The organism is Xenorhabdus budapestensis (assembly GCF_017743015.1).
Taxonomy (GTDB): domain Bacteria; phylum Pseudomonadota; class Gammaproteobacteria; order Enterobacterales; family Enterobacteriaceae; genus Xenorhabdus; species Xenorhabdus budapestensis.
This window is the reverse complement of sequence record NZ_CP072455.1, coordinates 1356696-1372696: the sequence shown is the minus strand read 5'-3', so window position 1 is coordinate 1372696 and position 16001 is coordinate 1356696. Positions and strand designations below refer to the sequence as shown.

The 16001-nt window shown below is 42.0% G+C and carries 30 protein-coding genes and 2 pseudogenes; 20 read left to right on the top strand and 12 right to left on the bottom strand.

Going from position 1 to position 16001, the window contains the following annotated elements:
* Positions 1-98: 98 nt before the first annotated feature.
* From HGO23_RS06565 to HGO23_RS06520, 10 genes and pseudogenes are all read right to left on the bottom strand, one after another.
* Positions 99-611, bottom strand: coding sequence for an AidA/PixA family protein (locus tag HGO23_RS06565; RefSeq protein ID WP_209028360.1), 513 nt, complete (start codon positions 609-611; stop codon positions 99-101).
* Positions 612-1022: 411 nt separating this feature from the next.
* The gene (locus HGO23_RS06560) at positions 1023-1442 is read right to left on the bottom strand and encodes an antiterminator Q family protein (protein ID WP_209028359.1); all 420 of its coding nucleotides are present in this window, start codon (positions 1440-1442) and stop codon (positions 1023-1025) included.
* Positions 1442-2419 carry a DUF7146 domain-containing protein gene (locus HGO23_RS06555; RefSeq protein ID WP_209028358.1) on the bottom strand — a complete coding sequence of 326 codons (978 nt, stop codon included), beginning with the start codon at positions 2417-2419 and terminating at the stop codon, positions 1442-1444. Before HGO23_RS06555 ends, HGO23_RS06560 begins: the two co-directional genes overlap by 1 nt.
* The gene (locus tag HGO23_RS06550; protein ID WP_209028357.1) at positions 2416-3207 is read right to left on the bottom strand and encodes an eL43 family ribosomal protein; all 792 of its coding nucleotides are present in this window, start codon (positions 3205-3207) and stop codon (positions 2416-2418) included. Before HGO23_RS06550 ends, HGO23_RS06555 begins: the two co-directional genes overlap by 4 nt.
* Positions 3200-3790 (bottom strand): HNH endonuclease signature motif containing protein, encoded by a 591-nt coding sequence (locus HGO23_RS06545; RefSeq protein WP_099137273.1) that lies wholly within the window; start codon positions 3788-3790, stop codon positions 3200-3202. The genes HGO23_RS06550 and HGO23_RS06545 overlap by 8 nt, the downstream gene beginning before the upstream one ends.
* An 88-nt stretch (positions 3791-3878) precedes the next feature.
* Positions 3879-4859: pseudogene (locus HGO23_RS06540) on the bottom strand (DEAD/DEAH box helicase); the annotation flags it as partial.
* Positions 4853-5017 carry a hypothetical protein gene (locus tag HGO23_RS06535; RefSeq protein WP_209028356.1) on the bottom strand — a complete coding sequence of 55 codons (165 nt, stop codon included), beginning with the start codon at positions 5015-5017 and terminating at the stop codon, positions 4853-4855. The gene HGO23_RS06535 and the pseudogene HGO23_RS06540, both read right to left, overlap by 7 nt.
* Before the next feature lie 66 nt (positions 5018-5083).
* Entirely contained in the window at positions 5084-5458 is a 375-nt protein-coding gene (locus HGO23_RS06530) for a hypothetical protein (RefSeq protein WP_209028355.1), read from the bottom strand.
* A gap of 250 nt (positions 5459-5708) precedes the next feature.
* Positions 5709-5993 (bottom strand): hypothetical protein, encoded by a 285-nt coding sequence (locus HGO23_RS06525; protein WP_099137275.1) that lies wholly within the window; start codon positions 5991-5993, stop codon positions 5709-5711.
* Complete coding sequence (locus HGO23_RS06520) at positions 5983-6204, bottom strand: helix-turn-helix transcriptional regulator (RefSeq protein WP_209028354.1); 222 nt, start codon at positions 6202-6204, stop codon at positions 5983-5985. Before HGO23_RS06520 ends, HGO23_RS06525 begins: the two co-directional genes overlap by 11 nt.
* A 122-nt stretch (positions 6205-6326) precedes the next feature.
* Between HGO23_RS06520 and HGO23_RS06515 the strand changes: the two genes are divergently transcribed.
* The 16 genes from HGO23_RS06515 (at position 6327) to HGO23_RS06440 (ending at position 12409) form a co-directional block, all read left to right on the top strand.
* Positions 6327-6719, top strand: a complete 393-nt coding sequence (locus tag HGO23_RS06515; RefSeq protein WP_244967909.1) for a helix-turn-helix domain-containing protein — start codon at positions 6327-6329, stop codon at positions 6717-6719.
* A 188-nt stretch (positions 6720-6907) separates the two neighbouring features.
* Positions 6908-7339, top strand: coding sequence for a hypothetical protein (locus HGO23_RS06510; RefSeq protein ID WP_209028353.1), 432 nt, complete (start codon positions 6908-6910; stop codon positions 7337-7339).
* Positions 7336-7842 (top strand): hypothetical protein, encoded by a 507-nt coding sequence (locus HGO23_RS06505; RefSeq protein WP_209028352.1) that lies wholly within the window; start codon positions 7336-7338, stop codon positions 7840-7842. Before HGO23_RS06510 ends, HGO23_RS06505 begins: the two co-directional genes overlap by 4 nt.
* A 331-nt stretch (positions 7843-8173) precedes the next feature.
* Positions 8174-8338: a hypothetical protein gene (locus tag HGO23_RS06500; RefSeq protein WP_209028351.1), complete on the top strand. Its 165-nt coding sequence runs from the start codon at positions 8174-8176 to the stop codon at positions 8336-8338.
* A 69-nt stretch (positions 8339-8407) separates the two neighbouring features.
* Entirely contained in the window at positions 8408-8581 is a 174-nt protein-coding gene (locus HGO23_RS06495) for a hypothetical protein (RefSeq protein WP_209028350.1), read from the top strand.
* Positions 8582-8631: 50 nt separating this feature from the next.
* Positions 8632-8844: a hypothetical protein gene (locus HGO23_RS06490; protein WP_209028349.1), complete on the top strand. Its 213-nt coding sequence runs from the start codon at positions 8632-8634 to the stop codon at positions 8842-8844.
* A gap of 116 nt (positions 8845-8960) precedes the next feature.
* Complete coding sequence (locus tag HGO23_RS06485) at positions 8961-9185, top strand: hypothetical protein (protein ID WP_209028327.1); 225 nt, start codon at positions 8961-8963, stop codon at positions 9183-9185.
* A gap of 17 nt (positions 9186-9202) precedes the next feature.
* Positions 9203-9403, top strand: coding sequence for a hypothetical protein (locus tag HGO23_RS06480; protein ID WP_209028348.1), 201 nt, complete (start codon positions 9203-9205; stop codon positions 9401-9403).
* Positions 9384-9560: a hypothetical protein gene (locus tag HGO23_RS06475; RefSeq protein ID WP_209028329.1), complete on the top strand. Its 177-nt coding sequence runs from the start codon at positions 9384-9386 to the stop codon at positions 9558-9560. Before HGO23_RS06480 ends, HGO23_RS06475 begins: the two co-directional genes overlap by 20 nt.
* Positions 9561-9685: 125 nt before the next feature.
* On the top strand, positions 9686-9967 hold the full coding sequence (locus HGO23_RS06470) for a hypothetical protein (protein WP_209028330.1): 282 nt from the start codon (positions 9686-9688) through the stop codon (positions 9965-9967).
* Positions 9951-10142, top strand: coding sequence for a PerC family transcriptional regulator (locus tag HGO23_RS06465; RefSeq protein WP_244967908.1), 192 nt, complete (start codon positions 9951-9953; stop codon positions 10140-10142). The genes HGO23_RS06470 and HGO23_RS06465 overlap by 17 nt, the downstream gene beginning before the upstream one ends.
* A complete protein-coding gene (locus HGO23_RS06460; RefSeq protein WP_209028347.1) occupies positions 10142-10360 on the top strand; it encodes a hypothetical protein in 219 nt (72 codons plus the stop codon). The genes HGO23_RS06465 and HGO23_RS06460 overlap by 1 nt, the downstream gene beginning before the upstream one ends.
* Positions 10360-11229: an ORF6N domain-containing protein gene (locus tag HGO23_RS06455; protein WP_209028332.1), complete on the top strand. Its 870-nt coding sequence runs from the start codon at positions 10360-10362 to the stop codon at positions 11227-11229. The genes HGO23_RS06460 and HGO23_RS06455 overlap by 1 nt, the downstream gene beginning before the upstream one ends.
* Positions 11229-11831, top strand: a complete 603-nt coding sequence (locus HGO23_RS06450; protein ID WP_209028333.1) for a hypothetical protein — start codon at positions 11229-11231, stop codon at positions 11829-11831. Before HGO23_RS06455 ends, HGO23_RS06450 begins: the two co-directional genes overlap by 1 nt.
* Positions 11832-11843: 12 nt before the next feature.
* Entirely contained in the window at positions 11844-12188 is a 345-nt protein-coding gene (locus HGO23_RS06445; RefSeq protein WP_209028334.1) for a hypothetical protein, read from the top strand.
* Positions 12185-12409 carry a hypothetical protein gene (locus HGO23_RS06440; RefSeq protein ID WP_209028335.1) on the top strand — a complete coding sequence of 75 codons (225 nt, stop codon included), beginning with the start codon at positions 12185-12187 and terminating at the stop codon, positions 12407-12409. Before HGO23_RS06445 ends, HGO23_RS06440 begins: the two co-directional genes overlap by 4 nt.
* On the opposite strand, the gene HGO23_RS06435 is transcribed toward HGO23_RS06440, so the two are convergent.
* A complete protein-coding gene (locus tag HGO23_RS06435; protein WP_209028346.1) occupies positions 12381-12530 on the bottom strand; it encodes a hypothetical protein in 150 nt (49 codons plus the stop codon). The genes HGO23_RS06440 and HGO23_RS06435 overlap by 29 nt on opposite strands.
* 98 nt (positions 12531-12628) lie before the next feature.
* Between HGO23_RS06435 and HGO23_RS20045 the strand changes: the two are divergent.
* The 3 genes and pseudogenes from HGO23_RS20045 to HGO23_RS06420 form a co-directional block, all read left to right on the top strand.
* Positions 12629-12977, top strand: a pseudogene (locus HGO23_RS20045) (KilA-N domain-containing protein); the annotation flags it as partial.
* A 241-nt stretch (positions 12978-13218) separates the two neighbouring features.
* Positions 13219-13569 (top strand): hypothetical protein, encoded by a 351-nt coding sequence (locus HGO23_RS06425; protein ID WP_209028344.1) that lies wholly within the window; start codon positions 13219-13221, stop codon positions 13567-13569.
* Positions 13566-13886, top strand: a complete 321-nt coding sequence (locus HGO23_RS06420; protein WP_209028343.1) for a hypothetical protein — start codon at positions 13566-13568, stop codon at positions 13884-13886. Before HGO23_RS06425 ends, HGO23_RS06420 begins: the two co-directional genes overlap by 4 nt.
* A gap of 202 nt (positions 13887-14088) precedes the next feature.
* On the opposite strand, the gene HGO23_RS06415 is transcribed toward HGO23_RS06420, so the two are convergent.
* Positions 14089-15486: a tyrosine-type recombinase/integrase gene (locus tag HGO23_RS06415; RefSeq protein WP_209028342.1), complete on the bottom strand. Its 1398-nt coding sequence runs from the start codon at positions 15484-15486 to the stop codon at positions 14089-14091.
* 215 nt (positions 15487-15701) lie between these two features.
* Between HGO23_RS06415 and HGO23_RS06410 the strand changes: the two genes are divergently transcribed.
* Positions 15702-15962, top strand: coding sequence for a YfhL family 4Fe-4S dicluster ferredoxin (locus HGO23_RS06410; RefSeq protein ID WP_209028341.1), 261 nt, complete (start codon positions 15702-15704; stop codon positions 15960-15962).
* Positions 15963-16001 lie beyond the last annotated feature (39 nt).

Sequence of the window (16001 nt, the reverse complement as noted above, 5' to 3'; positions counted from 1 at the left end):
TTGACTACGGGTAGATAGCAAAAAGCCCCACGAGTGCGAGGCTTGGAATAATTAACTAAAACATGAGCTACATTCTAAACTAATTAGTTTTAAAAAAATCATGGTCTTAGGTTTATTGATCGTTGAATAGATAAATATCCTAATGGTTGATTTCCTTCATATATTCTAATTAGTCCCTTGTAACTTACAGTAACGTTTATTCTTAAAACTTTAGAAGTCCAATAATAAAGATTAACCATACTGAAATCTACATCAAGATTCTCTGTATAATACGGTCTAAAAAGATTAGCTCTCACTATTTTAGGGGAACTAATAAATTGCTCGGCATCATTATTAGACATCGCCTTATAACTAATCATCATTGCAGATAGTGTAGAATTATACGCTGAATAATCAGCCAGATGCCAATTAATAGTATCACCTATTTTAATATTGTTAATCTCTGCAGGACCTCCACCATCATCTTTAAAAGACTTTCCTCTTAAATCCAACATATGAATATATTCACTACTAATTATTTTTTCTTCTGCATCATCAATTGAATCAGTAAGCTTAGGTGAATATTGGAGTGCTTTCAAATCCAAGGCAATTGACAGGTTAATATCACTCATTACCGTACCCTCATTAGTTAATGGTATTATTATCTTTTATACAAAAACCAAAATAACAATGGGACCATATTTAATTAGTAAGCTGCTTACAACACCACCATACCAAAGAAAAATAAAATAAAAACATTAAAAATTAGTGCTTATGAAATCAAATTTACCACAATAAAATATATCTGAATTATATTCATATAGTATTTATTAACAATCATATTGAGACTAATAATTTAATATTACTCTTCTGTAATGATATCAATCAGAATCACGCCACTTACAAACAATTATACATTTCTAGTCTTGATGTTGATGGCATAAAAAACCCCGCGAGTGCGAGGCTTTTTTAATTCGATAAGCTGTGTGACATTGCTATCACTCTTATCACAATAGCACCATTTTTACGTACGTAAAGTCATTTTAAAAATTACTGCATAATTGGCGCGAGTTAATATCAGCTGGCTCTATCTGGACGTATTTGTCCATTTCCAATGTGACATCCAGCATCATTAACATGCCTTCAATAACACCTTCGGCTTTCTGTAGTTTCTTCCCTATGTGCCCATCAGAACAGTGATGATCATACGCCAATTGCATAAAGGTCTTACCGAATACGTAATAATCAAACAGTAAATCATGCGCCTCGCTATTTTGCTGGTTCAGCTTTGCCATACAGTTTGAAATAATTATTCCGTCATCCTCACAGCATTGAGGGCGGGATTTGATTCTGTTCGGGATTAGTCCTTTGAAGCCTGCCGCAATAGATGACCAATATACCCCATCGCTATTATCAGCCGCCCACGCCCCCCAGCGTTCCATGACTAATTGAATATCACGCATTATGCTACCTCCCGCTGTTTCTTTATAAATTCTCTTTCTCTGGCTTGACAGCCTTGCTGTAATAGGTCGTTAAAATCACCCAGATCGGGGTATCTGACGCTCACCTTTTCAATATCGTTATTGGCCAGTAAATTTTTATTGGCACATATATATGCAGCCGCTTCCCCGGTGGCGCTCCAGTCGTTATCTGCGAAGATGATTAAATGCTTAACCCCCTTGGGAACCAGAAAGCGCTCCATGAACCCCGCATGCACCACTGACCAGGTATTCACCCCGTAAATCTGTTTGCAGGACAGTGCGGTCTCGATGCCCTCGGCAATCCCCAGTGTCGAATCGACAGGAAAAAGGCGAATGGCCAGTGACTGAGCATGGAGGCGGTAACTGTCCTCCTGTGTCGCATCCAGTTTCTTCTGCGGGGTGATATCCGCCTTCCTGTCCCCGTCAAGGTAGGTACGGTGCAGATAGCACAGCGTCCCTTTCGCATCCGTGACCAATGACCAGAGGGCTTGCAGTTTTCCCTGATAAACAGGCTGGTCAGGGCAATATTTCACGTTGTCGGCAGGCAAAACATGAATGCCCCGGCTGCGCAGATAGGCCTCCCCCTGCGTGCCTTTCAGATGAGATAAATTAGGGTAACAGGCAGTGACTTTGTTTCTGAATTTGGTGATATTGGTCTCTTTTTTCACTACGCTGCGCTTGTCTGACTGGATACCCAGCAACAGATCAATCGCGTCCGCTAATGTCTTGTAGTCTTTCCCCTGCGTCAGGGTGAGTAACTTCCAGCCATCCCCCGCATTGCAGGTACAGATGAATGTTCCGCGCCCGTCACGGTCATCAATGCGGAATTTGCCTTTCTGCCCGCATATCGGGCACTTCCCTTTAAAGTGATTTTTCCCTGTCACAGGCGGCAATTTGTAGTAAGCAAAGATTTCAGGCCAGCGGCCTATCACGGCATCCGCCGTTTTTATTCTGTTCACAGTGCTTCTCCCTGATATAACGGTGTATCTAACTGCTTACGAATTTCACGCACCTTGCCTCGGGCAACTTCAAGGCGCATTTCCTGTTGTTTGTTGCTGGACGGCTGCACCTGTTCGGTTTTCTTACGGGATTTCGCCCAGGCAATTTGTTTGTGCTTGATGAAATTGTTCACTTCGGGTGTCAGTTCCTGTGGGGTGTCATGCAGCCCACGCGGATAGACGCCGAACTTGTCTTTAAACGTATTTCCTACCCAGCCATCACTGAGGATCTTCCCTTGTGACGCCCGCTGGTTCTGGTAGTACTTCAACTGCGAGTAGAAACTTTGCTTTTCAGCCTGGGTATAGATGCGCTCTTTCTTGCTGAGTTTCTGAATGGTGCGGCTGGTGTCTACTTCAATATCCTCACCCGCCAGCGGCTTAAAGTCACACTTCGGGCAGATGTAAACACCGGCAGGTTTCATGTAATGGCAAGACGGGCACTCTTTCGGTAATTTTTCCCGCTTTTCCCGTTCCCGGTCACTGTCACGGGTTTTCATGCCGTCGTTTTTACTGGGCAGTTCGTCATATTCGATATCGTCGGGATAACCGAGGCGGTGGACAGAACCGGAGTGATCAAGAATGATGGCTGCTTTCTTCTGAACCCTGGGTACATTGATAACAATGTCTGCTGGTAAGTCATTGTCAGAAACAATAATAGTGTCACCATTCTCTTGGTGAAGGTTCATGATGATGTCGCGTACATGCTCGATATCATCTTTACAGGCCGTTTTGAATAAGACTCTAAACATGTTTCCAGACCTCACCTTGTTTAATCCATGTAATAGTTGATGCGACAACACCAAACTCAGCGGCTAAGTCACGGCAAAGTCCCTTATAGGGAGTTTTTAATCTTTCTCTTATTTCAATGACGTCTTTAGCAGTTAACTTGGCTGTTCCTACCTGCTCACCATGAGGTATATTTCTGAATAACTTCTCTCCTGAGTGACGCCTGTTTTCTAAATTAGTGACCCACTCAAGATTTTCGACACGATTGTCCGACTTCATTCCATTGATATGATTAACCTGAGGTTTATTGTCGGGGTTCGGTATCCAAGCCAATGCAACCAAGCGATGTACCTGATACGAACGATCCCTAATGCAAACATGCTGATATTTACCGTAACGGGTGTTTTCTGATTTCGCATCCTTGCCTCTGTTGGTTGATTGTCGGTATATCCGCTCCTTCCGAACTGAATAGGACTGATTCTTTTTGTTCCAAAGGCGATAACTGCCAGCTTTAACCACCGAGCCGCATCTGGATACATACACAACGGCCTCAGTGGTTTCGGGCATATCATCAGAACGCCATGAGAAGGCTTTTTTAAATTTCATGATCAACCTCCTTGATTTCCCTGTCTGCAAGTAAGCCGCTTCTTTTGGAAAGGTATTCGGTATATAATTTTGAAAAGTTATCGACTGGACGTAGTGATCTGCCGATTGATTGCAACCAACGGATCTCTGACTTGGTAGGCCGGGCATAGATAATGCAGCGGACATCACTGTCAAAACCCGCCACGAGTACGCCCACATTGACGATAATTTTCGTTGCACCCTGCTCAAACCGATGGATAATCAAATCCCGTTCATCATGAGGGGTGCTGGCTGTCATCACCTCAGCATTGACCCCGGCACGGTTGAATTCGATAGTGATAAAGTTGGCGTGACTGACATTGACACAAAAGCAAATCGTGGGCTGGTTTTCGCCCAATTTCAGCCAGCTACTTACGATGTCACCGACCAAATCAGCCCCGCACATGATTTCGGCTATTTCATCTTCCTTGTAATCGCTGCCGTAGTCGTCATTGCGGGCAGACTTCACCTTGCTTAAATCGGGCTTGGTCGGGGCGTAAAACTCATACGCACTCAGATCCCCGCATTGAATCAGTTCTTTCATCGTGGTGGGTTTAATCAGCTTCTGATAGTAGTGACCGAGGAAGGGCGAGAACGGTGTACCTGACAATCCCACCACCTTACAATCCGTTTCTGAGGTCAGCCGCGTGATTTCTTCCAGTATCTTTTTGCGTTTCAGGTGCGCTTCATCAATTACCAGCAGATTAATGTCTTCGGGAAAATCACGGCGGATTAGTGTGTCAGCCGACGCAATCTGAATCAGCTTTGATGAGTCTTGATTGGGGTGATCACGCCAGATATACGCGATTTCATCCTCCGGCAAGCCGTACTCGATAAAGCGCTGGGCAGTCTGATTTATCAAGACAAGGTATGGGCAGATCATCATGACCTTCATCCCTTTTGAGACAAAACCACTTGTGATAAAGGCAGATAACCCGGTTTTGCCTGCGCCTGTCGGGGCGTACACCATGAAAGAATTAAAGCCCTTCCAGTTCTGACGCAGCAGATTTAAAGCACGTTCCTGTGCAAAGTTCGGCGTAATATTCAGCATGGCTTCACTCCCTGTTTATTTTTCTGCGTGACCGTGCGATACTTTATGTCGGTAACCGCATCTGTATTACCGACTGCAAGAACCGAATTAGCTATCCCTTTCAAAGTTTCGCTGTTCGGTTTCTTGCTTCCTCTTACATTCCCATTCTGACTTAACATTGATACCCCCATTTGAATGATGTCCACTGCCAGAGGAAAAGCTCTTTTCTGTCTAGTGCCTGTTTGCTAGTCCCTGAACTGGGTGGCACGGATCACATCGACGCCGTTCACGCTATAGCGCAAAGGTTGCTTACCATTCTTGAGCAGCACAAAACCGGACATTCCCGCAGGTAACTCACTTAATTTCAGCAGCGAACGTTTACGCGGTGATCGGTTGTCAGCCTCGATGGCGCATTTCTCACCAGTTCGTGTGGTCACCATGTAATCCACTCGCCCATTACGGCCATCACTCAACCCGGTTACGGTGAAATTCTTTTGCAGGAACCAGCCTTGCTCACGGATTTTTGCAGTGAGTACCGCTTCAAATTTCTGCATGTCGGCGACAGTGAGAAATTGCTCTTCCAGCAAGGTGATTAATTTTTCTTTCAGCTCTGTGCTCATGTTGATTTCCTCAATTGTTATTTTTGTATCACTTGGGTAGTACGGCGATTTTTGATATCCCATTAAGTGCACTTATCTAACTTAGGTATTCCCTACTGAGATCTATTTAAGTCATGTGTTCTTACTTGGCTGTGCTTTACCTTTCTGAACTCTCCAGCTCCCCCTTACCCCCTCGGTTCTCTTCCCTATTGGTGTACTAGTAAAGTGATACATGAATAGACCTCCTAACAACTCCAGTTTTAACGCTTAATCAATTACCCGATACGGCTATCGGCTGTTCTGTGTAACCCTTCATCGATCTGTAATTTTTCTTGAAGAACAACCGGAGCCATGTGTTAGCAGCTCTGGCGCCGGTGTTATCCCGTCGATGCGGCACAGGATCTTCATCCCGCCGAAGTTTGTAGACGTAGGCGTATTTATCCCTCGCGTATTCCCTTGTGGTTGAGTTCATCGCGGCAAGCATCTTTTGAATCCATTCCGCATCGCTCGGGTGATAAACATCGGGCATTGCTACGCTGGTAAAATCAGGAAACATGCTCTTCCCTAGGTGGGGGGAAAATATCATCAAGTGTGAATTCAGCACCTAACGCGCTAAAAGCTGAAACTATCGTTCTACACACAGTGATATTTGGGGTACGCCGCCCATTCTCGTAATGCCCTATTGCACCAGGAGTACAACCTGCGCATTCAGCTAATCTTTTCCGGGTAATCCCTAAATCAGATCTGAGTTTTTTTATCTTGTTCATCGTGTTCCTCCTTTTTAAATAATACATATTGTACCCAATAAGGCAATAGTAAGATACAATATGTTTATTGATAAAACGGATACGGTTTGTATAATTCAAATATGAACATGAACTGGTTTGACATGGCTAAAGACCAAATGAAGGTCTTAGGCATTACATACGATAAATTAGCTGAACATCTCGGAGTAACACGGGGTGCAGTAGGTCATTGGTTGAATGGAAGGCGGGAACCGTCTCTAAAGGAAATCGCGGCAATACTAGATTTTATAGGAATTAAACACGTTGTTTTGAATTCAGATGGTACAGTTTCTGGTATCACAGATTTATCTCTAAATTCTGTGAATGTCGAATCTGGATCAAAGCTGACAAAACAGCAAGCAGAATTGCTGGAGCTATTTGATAGCCTGCCTTCCGAAGAAGCAGAGCGATTTTTGCGTGAAATGAAAGCAAGATCAACTCATTTTAATGCAATTTTTGCCGAAATGATGGCGAAACGAGGCATTAAAGCAAGTTAACAAAATATATACATCTAGCAAACAATAACAATACTAAATGTTAACTACGTCATAAAATTTAATATAGGCCGCGAGGTGCGGCCTCCTGTCTAATTTTTCGCCTCTATCACAATTTGGATAATTCCCGAGCAAGCATCAGAAAGAGTGATGTAGTATCTTTTAACAGATTATTTGATACAGGAACCAAAATGGAACGTAAAGAAAAAATAGCTTTCATCTTCCCAGCAGCTAAAGATGCGAATGGTAATGAAGGCCCTATTCTTAACTTTCAGTGTGAAAAATTACCTGTTGATACAAGGGTGACTGTTGCTGCTGCCTTTGTTGGACTTAAACAGTCAAAAGAGTATCTGATTTCATTAGATATCGTTGATAAAGATGGAGCAACAATCTTAAAAGAATCCCCTGATAAATTGCCAGTGGAGGTGCCTGTAACAGCAAATGATGATGATGCAGACCCCGCAGATGTTCCGGGATTTCTTCGTGCTGACCTTTTAGTCAGAATGGTGAGTGTCGGTGTTCATACCATTAAAATTTCTATCACTAGTGCTAGCGAGCTAAGTAAGATACTTCATGAAACGGAAGCTCGCTTTAGAGTTATCCTCAAAGGAGAGAATAAATGAATCCCGAACGCTCTAATGTTTATTCTTTTTCTAGCGGAGTAAATTTGATGTCTAATGCCTCACCAACCGATAGACATAATCCAGAAAATCATTCATCATTAAAGAGTGGTAATGATGGAGGTGGAGGAGGTGGAAATATGGAATCACGAGTAGCAAAACTTGAGTCAGATGTTGAACATATCAAAACTACCATGAACGATATGAAGTCTGATTTAAAAGCAGTTACAAGCTATGTTGGTACAATAAAGACCGACGTTGCTTTGATACTACAGAAGATGGGTGACATATCTTCATCTATAGAGAAGAAATCGAACTCAGACCAAGTGGCAGAGATTGATAGCAAAGTTTCCAAAAGGCCAACCGAAGAACAAGTGGAATTGAAAGTTTCAAAAGTAGAAACAAAAATCAGCGGCCTTAAGATATGGTTTTTGACCATACTGCTATTTTCAATAGCAATGCCAGTCATTATGTTTTTGCTAAACCTCTACATGAGGAAGCCGTAAAGCCCTCCCCCAGCCCTCCCCCAGCCCTCCCCGCGAGGGCTTTTTTGTACCTTTTTCCCCGGTGATTTAGTGATATATATCACAATATTTAACTAATTATAAAATTTATTCTCTTTTAAATCAAAGGTAAGCGTTTTGGAGTTAATTGATGGGTACATTTTGTATTGATTGTCATTGGTACGTAATGTATCTTGTATGCATAATGAAAATTACACGGAAGAGGGAGTGATACATAGCAAACAATGCTTACTAAGAATCTATTAATAATTACAACTTAAAGTTAAGAGAATTATGAGTTATCAGGGTCAGATTATTAATAATGGAGTACGTTATGTTTAGTAATACTACAATCAATGAAGTCTGCGCCGACTTACACACAATGCTGGAAGCGGTAATGATTTTAGAAAGTATGAAAAGCAGTAGAGCAAATGATATAGCTAAGCAAATTATTGAGTTACTAAGCGCCAAAGCTAAAGAAGCATCATCAAATAAATAATCACAATTGATAGGACAAATAGTTAATTGTAACCAAAATAAACAATATTAATTCTGAAAGGAAATAAAAATGAATAAGCAACAATTCAAAAAGGGTTTTAGTGAATTTCGTAAAACAGCACGTGCAGCAGTTAGAAGTGACAATAAATCTGCATTCTTTGATTTATGCTCTAGCTTTTTTAATCAGTTTAAACCCAGTGATAGACCAGTTTCTATTTCTATCTGGTTATATAAAAGAGGTTAACTAACTCCAGCTCATTATAAATAAATAATATTAATTCTGAGGGTAAAAATATGAACACATTAACAAATACTCAAAACAAATTAGTTTCTGCTTGTAATAAATATGGTTTTGATTTAGTGGAAGTAAAAGATACTGAGTATGATATTTTCAAGGGTAATAAATTTATTGCCACTGCTTTCTATGATAAACACACTAATAGAGTGTGGGATAGTTATGATTGTGTTCATCATTTAAATGATTTTATAAGTAAGATTATTTCTTAATACAACTAACTCCAGCTCATTTCCGAGTGAGCTGTGGTGAGTTAATAAATTAATTTGACTGTATAGTGAAGAAATATATCAACGAATCCAGCAAGAACAGAATAAGGTTGAATAACATGAAAATAAAATTACCGACTAGTGATAAATGTCGCTTAAAGAATGCAATAAATATTAATGCAGAAATGAATGTTTTATTAATATCATCATTGAAAGAATTAGAAGAAGAATTTGAATCTAAACAAGAAGTTGAACCTGATTATTACTATATGTTACGTGCAGTAAAACGATTATCAGTCTGTCAGTTTGAGGATCTTACTAAATTAAACGAAATCTTCGAATAAAAATCTCGGGGTGGAATATGATAGATAAATTACAAACAGCCGTCGAAATTGCAGAGGAAGTTGAAGTTCAATTAGTTCCATTAATGTGTGGAATTGATAGCGGAAACACGGTAGACGCATATTTAATGTGCAGAGGTATTTATCGTCAATGCAAGGTATTAGCTGAAAAATTAAGGGAAGCTGCTGAGGAATATAATCATGAAAAACAAACATCTTGAATTAGAAAAAGTTCAGGAACTGGCAGAGAAATTGCAAGCACTTCTAGTTCTCTGGATGTACGGTCGATTAAGTGAGAATGATGCTTGTATTTTAAGTATCGCAACTGAAATTAACCATAATGTATTACTAGAAATAGGACGAATTCGCGGAGAGTAATATATATATAAATAGCATCATCATTTTTTTAGTTTCAATAATAAAAATAATTATATTAATTACAGCGCCATCGCTGGGGAATTGCTCACGCTAAATTCAGACTGATTACAAATAAGGAGTTAGGAATGAAAAATAAAACCTATTTAGATTTTTCTGATGCAGCCATCCAGGAAGAGAAAAAAGAAAGGTACGACCTTGCAGCCAGATATTGGGGAAGAGCCAAATATTTAGCCACTGATCTTAAGCATCGAATATGGGCTCAATATCACCAAGAGAATAACGAAAAAAGACATTCATTGCATCATAGCCATAGTCAAGCATTAAGAACCCCAAAAGACAACCAGCGAATAGCCTCAGAATTGAAAAGGTATATGAATAAACAGGCGGCAAATGATGACAGCATATGAATCAGCAATACAAAGCGCCAAAGAACTTCAAAGCAAAGGTTTATTTCGCCGTGCTGCCAATAAATGGGGTGAAGCACTTTCATTAACTCAAGAGTACAAGCAAGAACAGGAATGCACCAAGAATAATCTGCGCTGCATCCGAAAAGCGAAAATCAAAATTCAAGAGGGGTGGTAATGGCAAAAAGAAAAAGAAGTAGAACGCAACAAGGTTATATGGGAATGACTCTGGCGCAAGGTATGCGATTAGAAATAGATAAAAAGCAAGATTATTTAAATTCGAAAAAATACCTCTCTAATTTCTCGGCAGAAGATGAAGAAATGAGAATGCCACTTAATAGAGCTATGCGCCGTTTAGCAAACAGAATGAAGATTGAACTTAAGGAAGCAAAATAATGACCAAGAAAAATGAATTAGTTCCAGTGTCAGCCAAAGAATTACAGATTGTTGAATATCGCGGCCAGCGTGTAGTGACTACTGAGCAGTTAGCTGCGGGGTATGGAACTGACAAGGATAACATCCAAAAAAACTATAAACGTAATGAAATCCGCTTTCAGGAAGGAAAACATTACTTCCTCCTTGATGGTGATGAACTCAGAGAATTTAGGTTAATAACCAACCAACCGACAATAAGTCCGGTGGTTAATAAACACACAACAAAGCTTTACCTCTGGACAGAACGCGGTGCAGCCAACCACTCCAAGATGCTGGAAACCGATCAGGCATGGAACTATTTCGATGATTTAACCGAGTTCTACTTCACACGCCGCGACAGCATCACAACAGAAGCTGAGTTGTTAAGCAATCCCGCGAAGTTGCGTTCAATGCTGTCTGTGTATGCCGAGAACGTCGAGCGCCTTGAAGGGGAAAACAAAACCCTGAGTGCAACGGTAGGCAGTCTGGAAAAGCACTTTACCAAAGGTATGACCCTGCCTGCTTTCTGCAAAGGTCTGAACGGGGTGAATACCACCAAAATCATGTGGTGGGCGATGGAGCGGAACTGGCTCTACAACGAACAGAAAGACCCGGAGAAAAAACCGCGCTGGCGTGTCGCTTCCTATGCCCGTGATCGTTATCTCACCGAAGACGAAAACGAGATAAAGCCGCATGGACAGGATCCCTTTATCACCCGCACCGCCGTGTTATTGGAAAAAGGCTGTCATCGCCTCTATGCCCTGTACATGAAAGGTGAGCTTCCCATGAAGAAGAGCTGGAACGGTGAATACCAACATGACAAAGCAGTTTATACCCCGGAGGTCAAATAATGAAAAAACCTCATAACACTGAAACAGGATTTGATTACGGCAAGTATGGCGTCATTGTCATCACTGAGGCGGCCAACACTGAAATCGTAGGTTATGTAGAGGCGCTGAAATCATTGGACGCGGGTCAGTATGACCGCGATTTATTGCTGGGCTTTGAGTTAGTGGCGGCTATTTCTCATGGTTGGAAAGCGGGCTTTTATGCGCCAACCAAGGAACAGTGGTTGATGTTGTGGCGGTGGGTTGTGTCAGCCTCATTTGTGCAAGAGCAAATAGACAGAAACGGCACTCGCGAGGTTGATAACGGCAAGGGCGGTACTGATACCGCGGCTATTTACGTTAATGGTGCATCTGCAATCACGGTATACCCACTAGCAGAGCGCCTAATGTTGGCAACCCATGTTGAGGGGATCGCGTTTGAGCAATGCGGTAGCGAAGAAGGCGCAGATATGGCGGTAAGAATGTATATGGATTTTATCAATATGCAACCAGAGAACGGTAACCGGCTATCTGAGAAAGGGCGTGAGGGGCTTTCTATCCTGCACGATGACTTAATTAAATCGGTCGAGTCTGGTGAGTTTGACTCTATGCCGATCGTTCATTGACAAGAGGCTCAGATGATAACAAAAAACTTTCGCCTCAATGCCCTGGCGAACAGCTATTCAGCCGCTATCTATCACGATGTAAAGACCCGTAACGGCGGCGCTCACTTCACGATGCAAGTCGGCAAAACAGAAATCAATATCGCTATTGTCGAAGGTGCAAAAGGCATTCGTGAACTGGTGGACAGTTACGCACTGGAAGCATTACAGCAGAGTTATCCAGCATGGGAAGTTATCGCCATTGCCCTGATGGAGAAATGTGTCGTCAATGGCTGCCTGACGGACTATGGGCGTGAGATATGGCAGAGCATGATCAATGACATGGGTGACACACTGGCAGCCAAGGGGGCGTTTCAATGAAAATCGACTATCAGGATAAAGGCAGCACGGCACAAATTATCATTGCCAGTTTCATCACTGAACGCCGACTGCATAACCGTTGTGTTGATGCTGTCCTGTTAACTACGCCTGTTCATGTGTCTTCTGCCGGCTTCTTCTTCAGAAGAACCTTTCTCACAGGCAGGGTGAATCACGTGATGCGTGCTTACAAAATCATTTGCATGGAGGCAGACCGTGACTGAGGGACATCACCAGAGGGTGGACATTAACGACGAGCTGGTCAGAACGGTAGTCCACATTGACGACGGCAGGGATTACACCAAGCAGCATATCCACCGCATGAGACAAAACTTTTACATTCACGAGGGCGTCTGCCCTCATCTGCCACCCGCACCCAAAGTGGCAGACGTGAAGATAACACCAATAAAGAATAACAAAAGCGTAAAGCGAGGTAAAAAGTAATGAAAGGCAAACTATTACCCGTGGTTGTCGGCGTTGAAATTCCACTGGATGAACTCGGGCGCTACAACCTGAACACATTGCACAAGGCCAGTGGCGAAGGTAAGAGCAAAACGCCTAACAAATGGTTGGAAACCAAGCAAGCCAAAGAACTTATTAGGCAACTCGAAGCTAAGTTATTGAAAACGTTCCAGACCCCGAATTCGGGGTCTGCTCAGAAAGTAATCAATGTTATCAATGGGGGAATGTCACCCGGCACATTCGCACATGAATTAATTGCAGTTTCTTATGCGGGATGGATTCGACCGGATTTTCAGCTTGATGTGAACCAGGCATTTATCGATTTCAAATCGGGAAATTCATGTATCGGGATTAATGCTCTACCGTCTCTCGATCACATGGTTGGAAGATTTGATGAACTACGCCACCAGCTAGCAAAGGATGAGAAGAACGAAGCTGAGTTGCTTTCTGTGTGCAGCCAGATCATGAACGCCCGCAAAAAGACCAAAGGAAAACGCCAGAAAATGATTAGCGCACTGAAAGAAGCAGGCCAAATGGCTATCTTTGATGATGAAAATAGCGGAGAACAACAATGATCAGCATCGATAACGCACAGAATGAAATTGGGTTGACCGGTCACATTGATGATGGGCGTGAGTGGACAGAGTGGTTATTGAAGAAGGCAGATGAAAGCAAGAAAACTCAAGTAATTCCTTGGGTAAGTGTTCAAAACGGAATGCCCGTTGATGATGACGGCTTTAGCCCCCTATGCCTTGTTTATTACACCTACACCGGAGGATATGGTCAACCCATAACTGGCATAGGCTATGACTGGTGGGATTCTGACAAAGATGAATGGATGGAACATGATAATTCTGAAATAACCCACTGGTGCTATATGGATGATATCCCTGCTCCAGTAACAGGAGGAAAGCAGTCATGATCAATAACTCATTCCACCTGACACAAATCATCGCCTCGGTCTGGGGCGATCCTGCTGATATCACCCATGCAGTCTGGCAGGCTGGATACCGTAAGCCAGAACGGAAGGAAGAAGAAATTGCTGCACTGGTTATCGACGTAATGAATGGAGTGCCTGATCAGATACCCTACAACGAAAGACCAAAGAATTTGGAGGATATTCTCACTACAGAGCTGAACAGCATTATTTTTGATGCGACATGGGAAGGAAAAGCAACACCGGCGAAAGTGGCCAAGGTGATTTTGGGGAAAGGGTATCGGAAAGGGGAAGGGAAATGAACACACAATATAGAGACGATGATTTACTAACCCCCGAACAGGTGTGTAAATTGTTAGGTGGCATTACACAAAAAACACTAGCCTATTGGAATAACAACCATAGGCATAAAAAAACATTGGCGCCTATAAGATTTACGTCCAAACTTGTTCGCTACGAATATAAAAACGTTATGGCATTTAAGGAAAAATGCCGTAGCGTGTATTAACTCTTTCGCCGTAGTAGCGCTACTTGGGTCATTATGCTATTTTCATGCGCTTCGAACGCCTGACGTTTTAACGCGATTTCTTCTTGTAATATCTCGTCGGAGAAATCGTAATGCTCACCCATAGGATCAGGACGATTATCAGAATGGTGCATGCATAATTGGCTAATTTCTCGGGTATCCGAACGAGAATATCCCCGTGCGCGCATTTGGGCAATGATGTTACTTTTTAGGAATTTTCTACACATTGTATTAAATGCGCTCGATTTCCCTTTGATAGTTCCTTCATGGACAACCCCTTTCAGAGCATTTTCAGGACTATAGGTTTTAATTATTTTATCCAGAGAACGTTTAGAAAAAGGATTTTGTATGTTCTTGGGCTGTAAAAACACATAGTCCCGATTACATCCATCTACAGAATCACTCCACGATTTTTGTTCATCAAGGATGATCTTCAACATCGGCGTGATTGGTAACCTAAACTCTTTCTGCGTTTTCATTGCCCCACGCATACCCATTAGCCCCGCAGGATAAACAATTTCCCCCGCAGCAGCATTCACATACTCCCAACGCAAATTTGATACGTTGATTGGTCTAACACCAGTTAATATCATGTAGCGCATTGCATTTTTTTGATGAACGGACGTGCACGCTGCGACATTAATCCATAATTGAGCAATAGACTCTATATCTGTAAAGCGACGGGTAGGGGTAGGTCGCTGCACGCGAGACGAAATGTAATCATCGGGAATACTGGCAGCTATGTTTTTCCCTCCACAATGCAGTGGGGCGGCAAATTTCCAAAATCTGCGCAGCTCCCCAAATAGTTCGAATGCCTGATTGTTGGATTTTGTTTCAATCCACGCATCCAGAGCGTCAATCAAACGTTGATATGTAACATCGCTATATATCTCTCGAGGTTCGAACGATTCACGTAACTGTTTTATCCTGCAACTGTACGTATAAAAACTATGTTCACCGAGTTTTTTACGTTCGACCTTTGCTCGTAAATCATTCTCGTATGAATCCAAAATTTGATGTACTGACTCAGCGGTTAGGCCTTCTTTAGCCAGATCTTGAGCTTTCTCACGGGCTATAGGTAAGGTCAATTCAGGCCATTCGCCTAATTTCCGGCCTTTTAACCCCATGCTTTTAGGGTACTCGGCATAAATAGTAACCTTCCCCGCTTTGCTGAAATCTATTCTTAGGTAATTTTCCTTTTCATACTTAGATCGACGGGGCTTACCTAAATGTTTTAATATGGTCTTAGCAGCCGTAACACAGATTTTCATGTGTGAGCCAGTATATGGGGGCTTACACGACTCCCAGCTAGCTAAGGCGCTTAAATATACATCATTTTGTGGGGTGATTGTCGTTTGTGTTACTATGCTTTTCATTAAAAACTCCGTAATATCATGATATTGATATATTAGCTCACACATCACTATATTTTAGACACCTAAAACAGTCATGTGTTGCGGTTTTGTGTTACGGAACATCGATTTTAAATGTAAAACATACTGTATAAAAGCACAAGAACCGTGTAAATGTAACGAATACGGAATTCACTTAACCACTTGTTTTAAAAAATCTATATACATAAAATACTGAAATGGCACTACTAATTACCAAACGCTGTATCAATTGTGATATGTGTGAACCTGAATGCCCGAATCAGGCTATCACGATGGGAGCTAAGATTTATGAGATTAATCCAGAACGCTGTACCGAATGCGTGGGACATTACGAAAAACCAACCTGCCAGTCTGTTTGTCCGATAACAAATACCATTATTCTCGATCCAAATCATAAAGAAACAGAAGAACAACTATGGGACAAATTTGTACTCTTGCACTATGCAGATAAAATCTGATAACAATTTTTGGCGATAACAAAGAAACCAATAAAATAG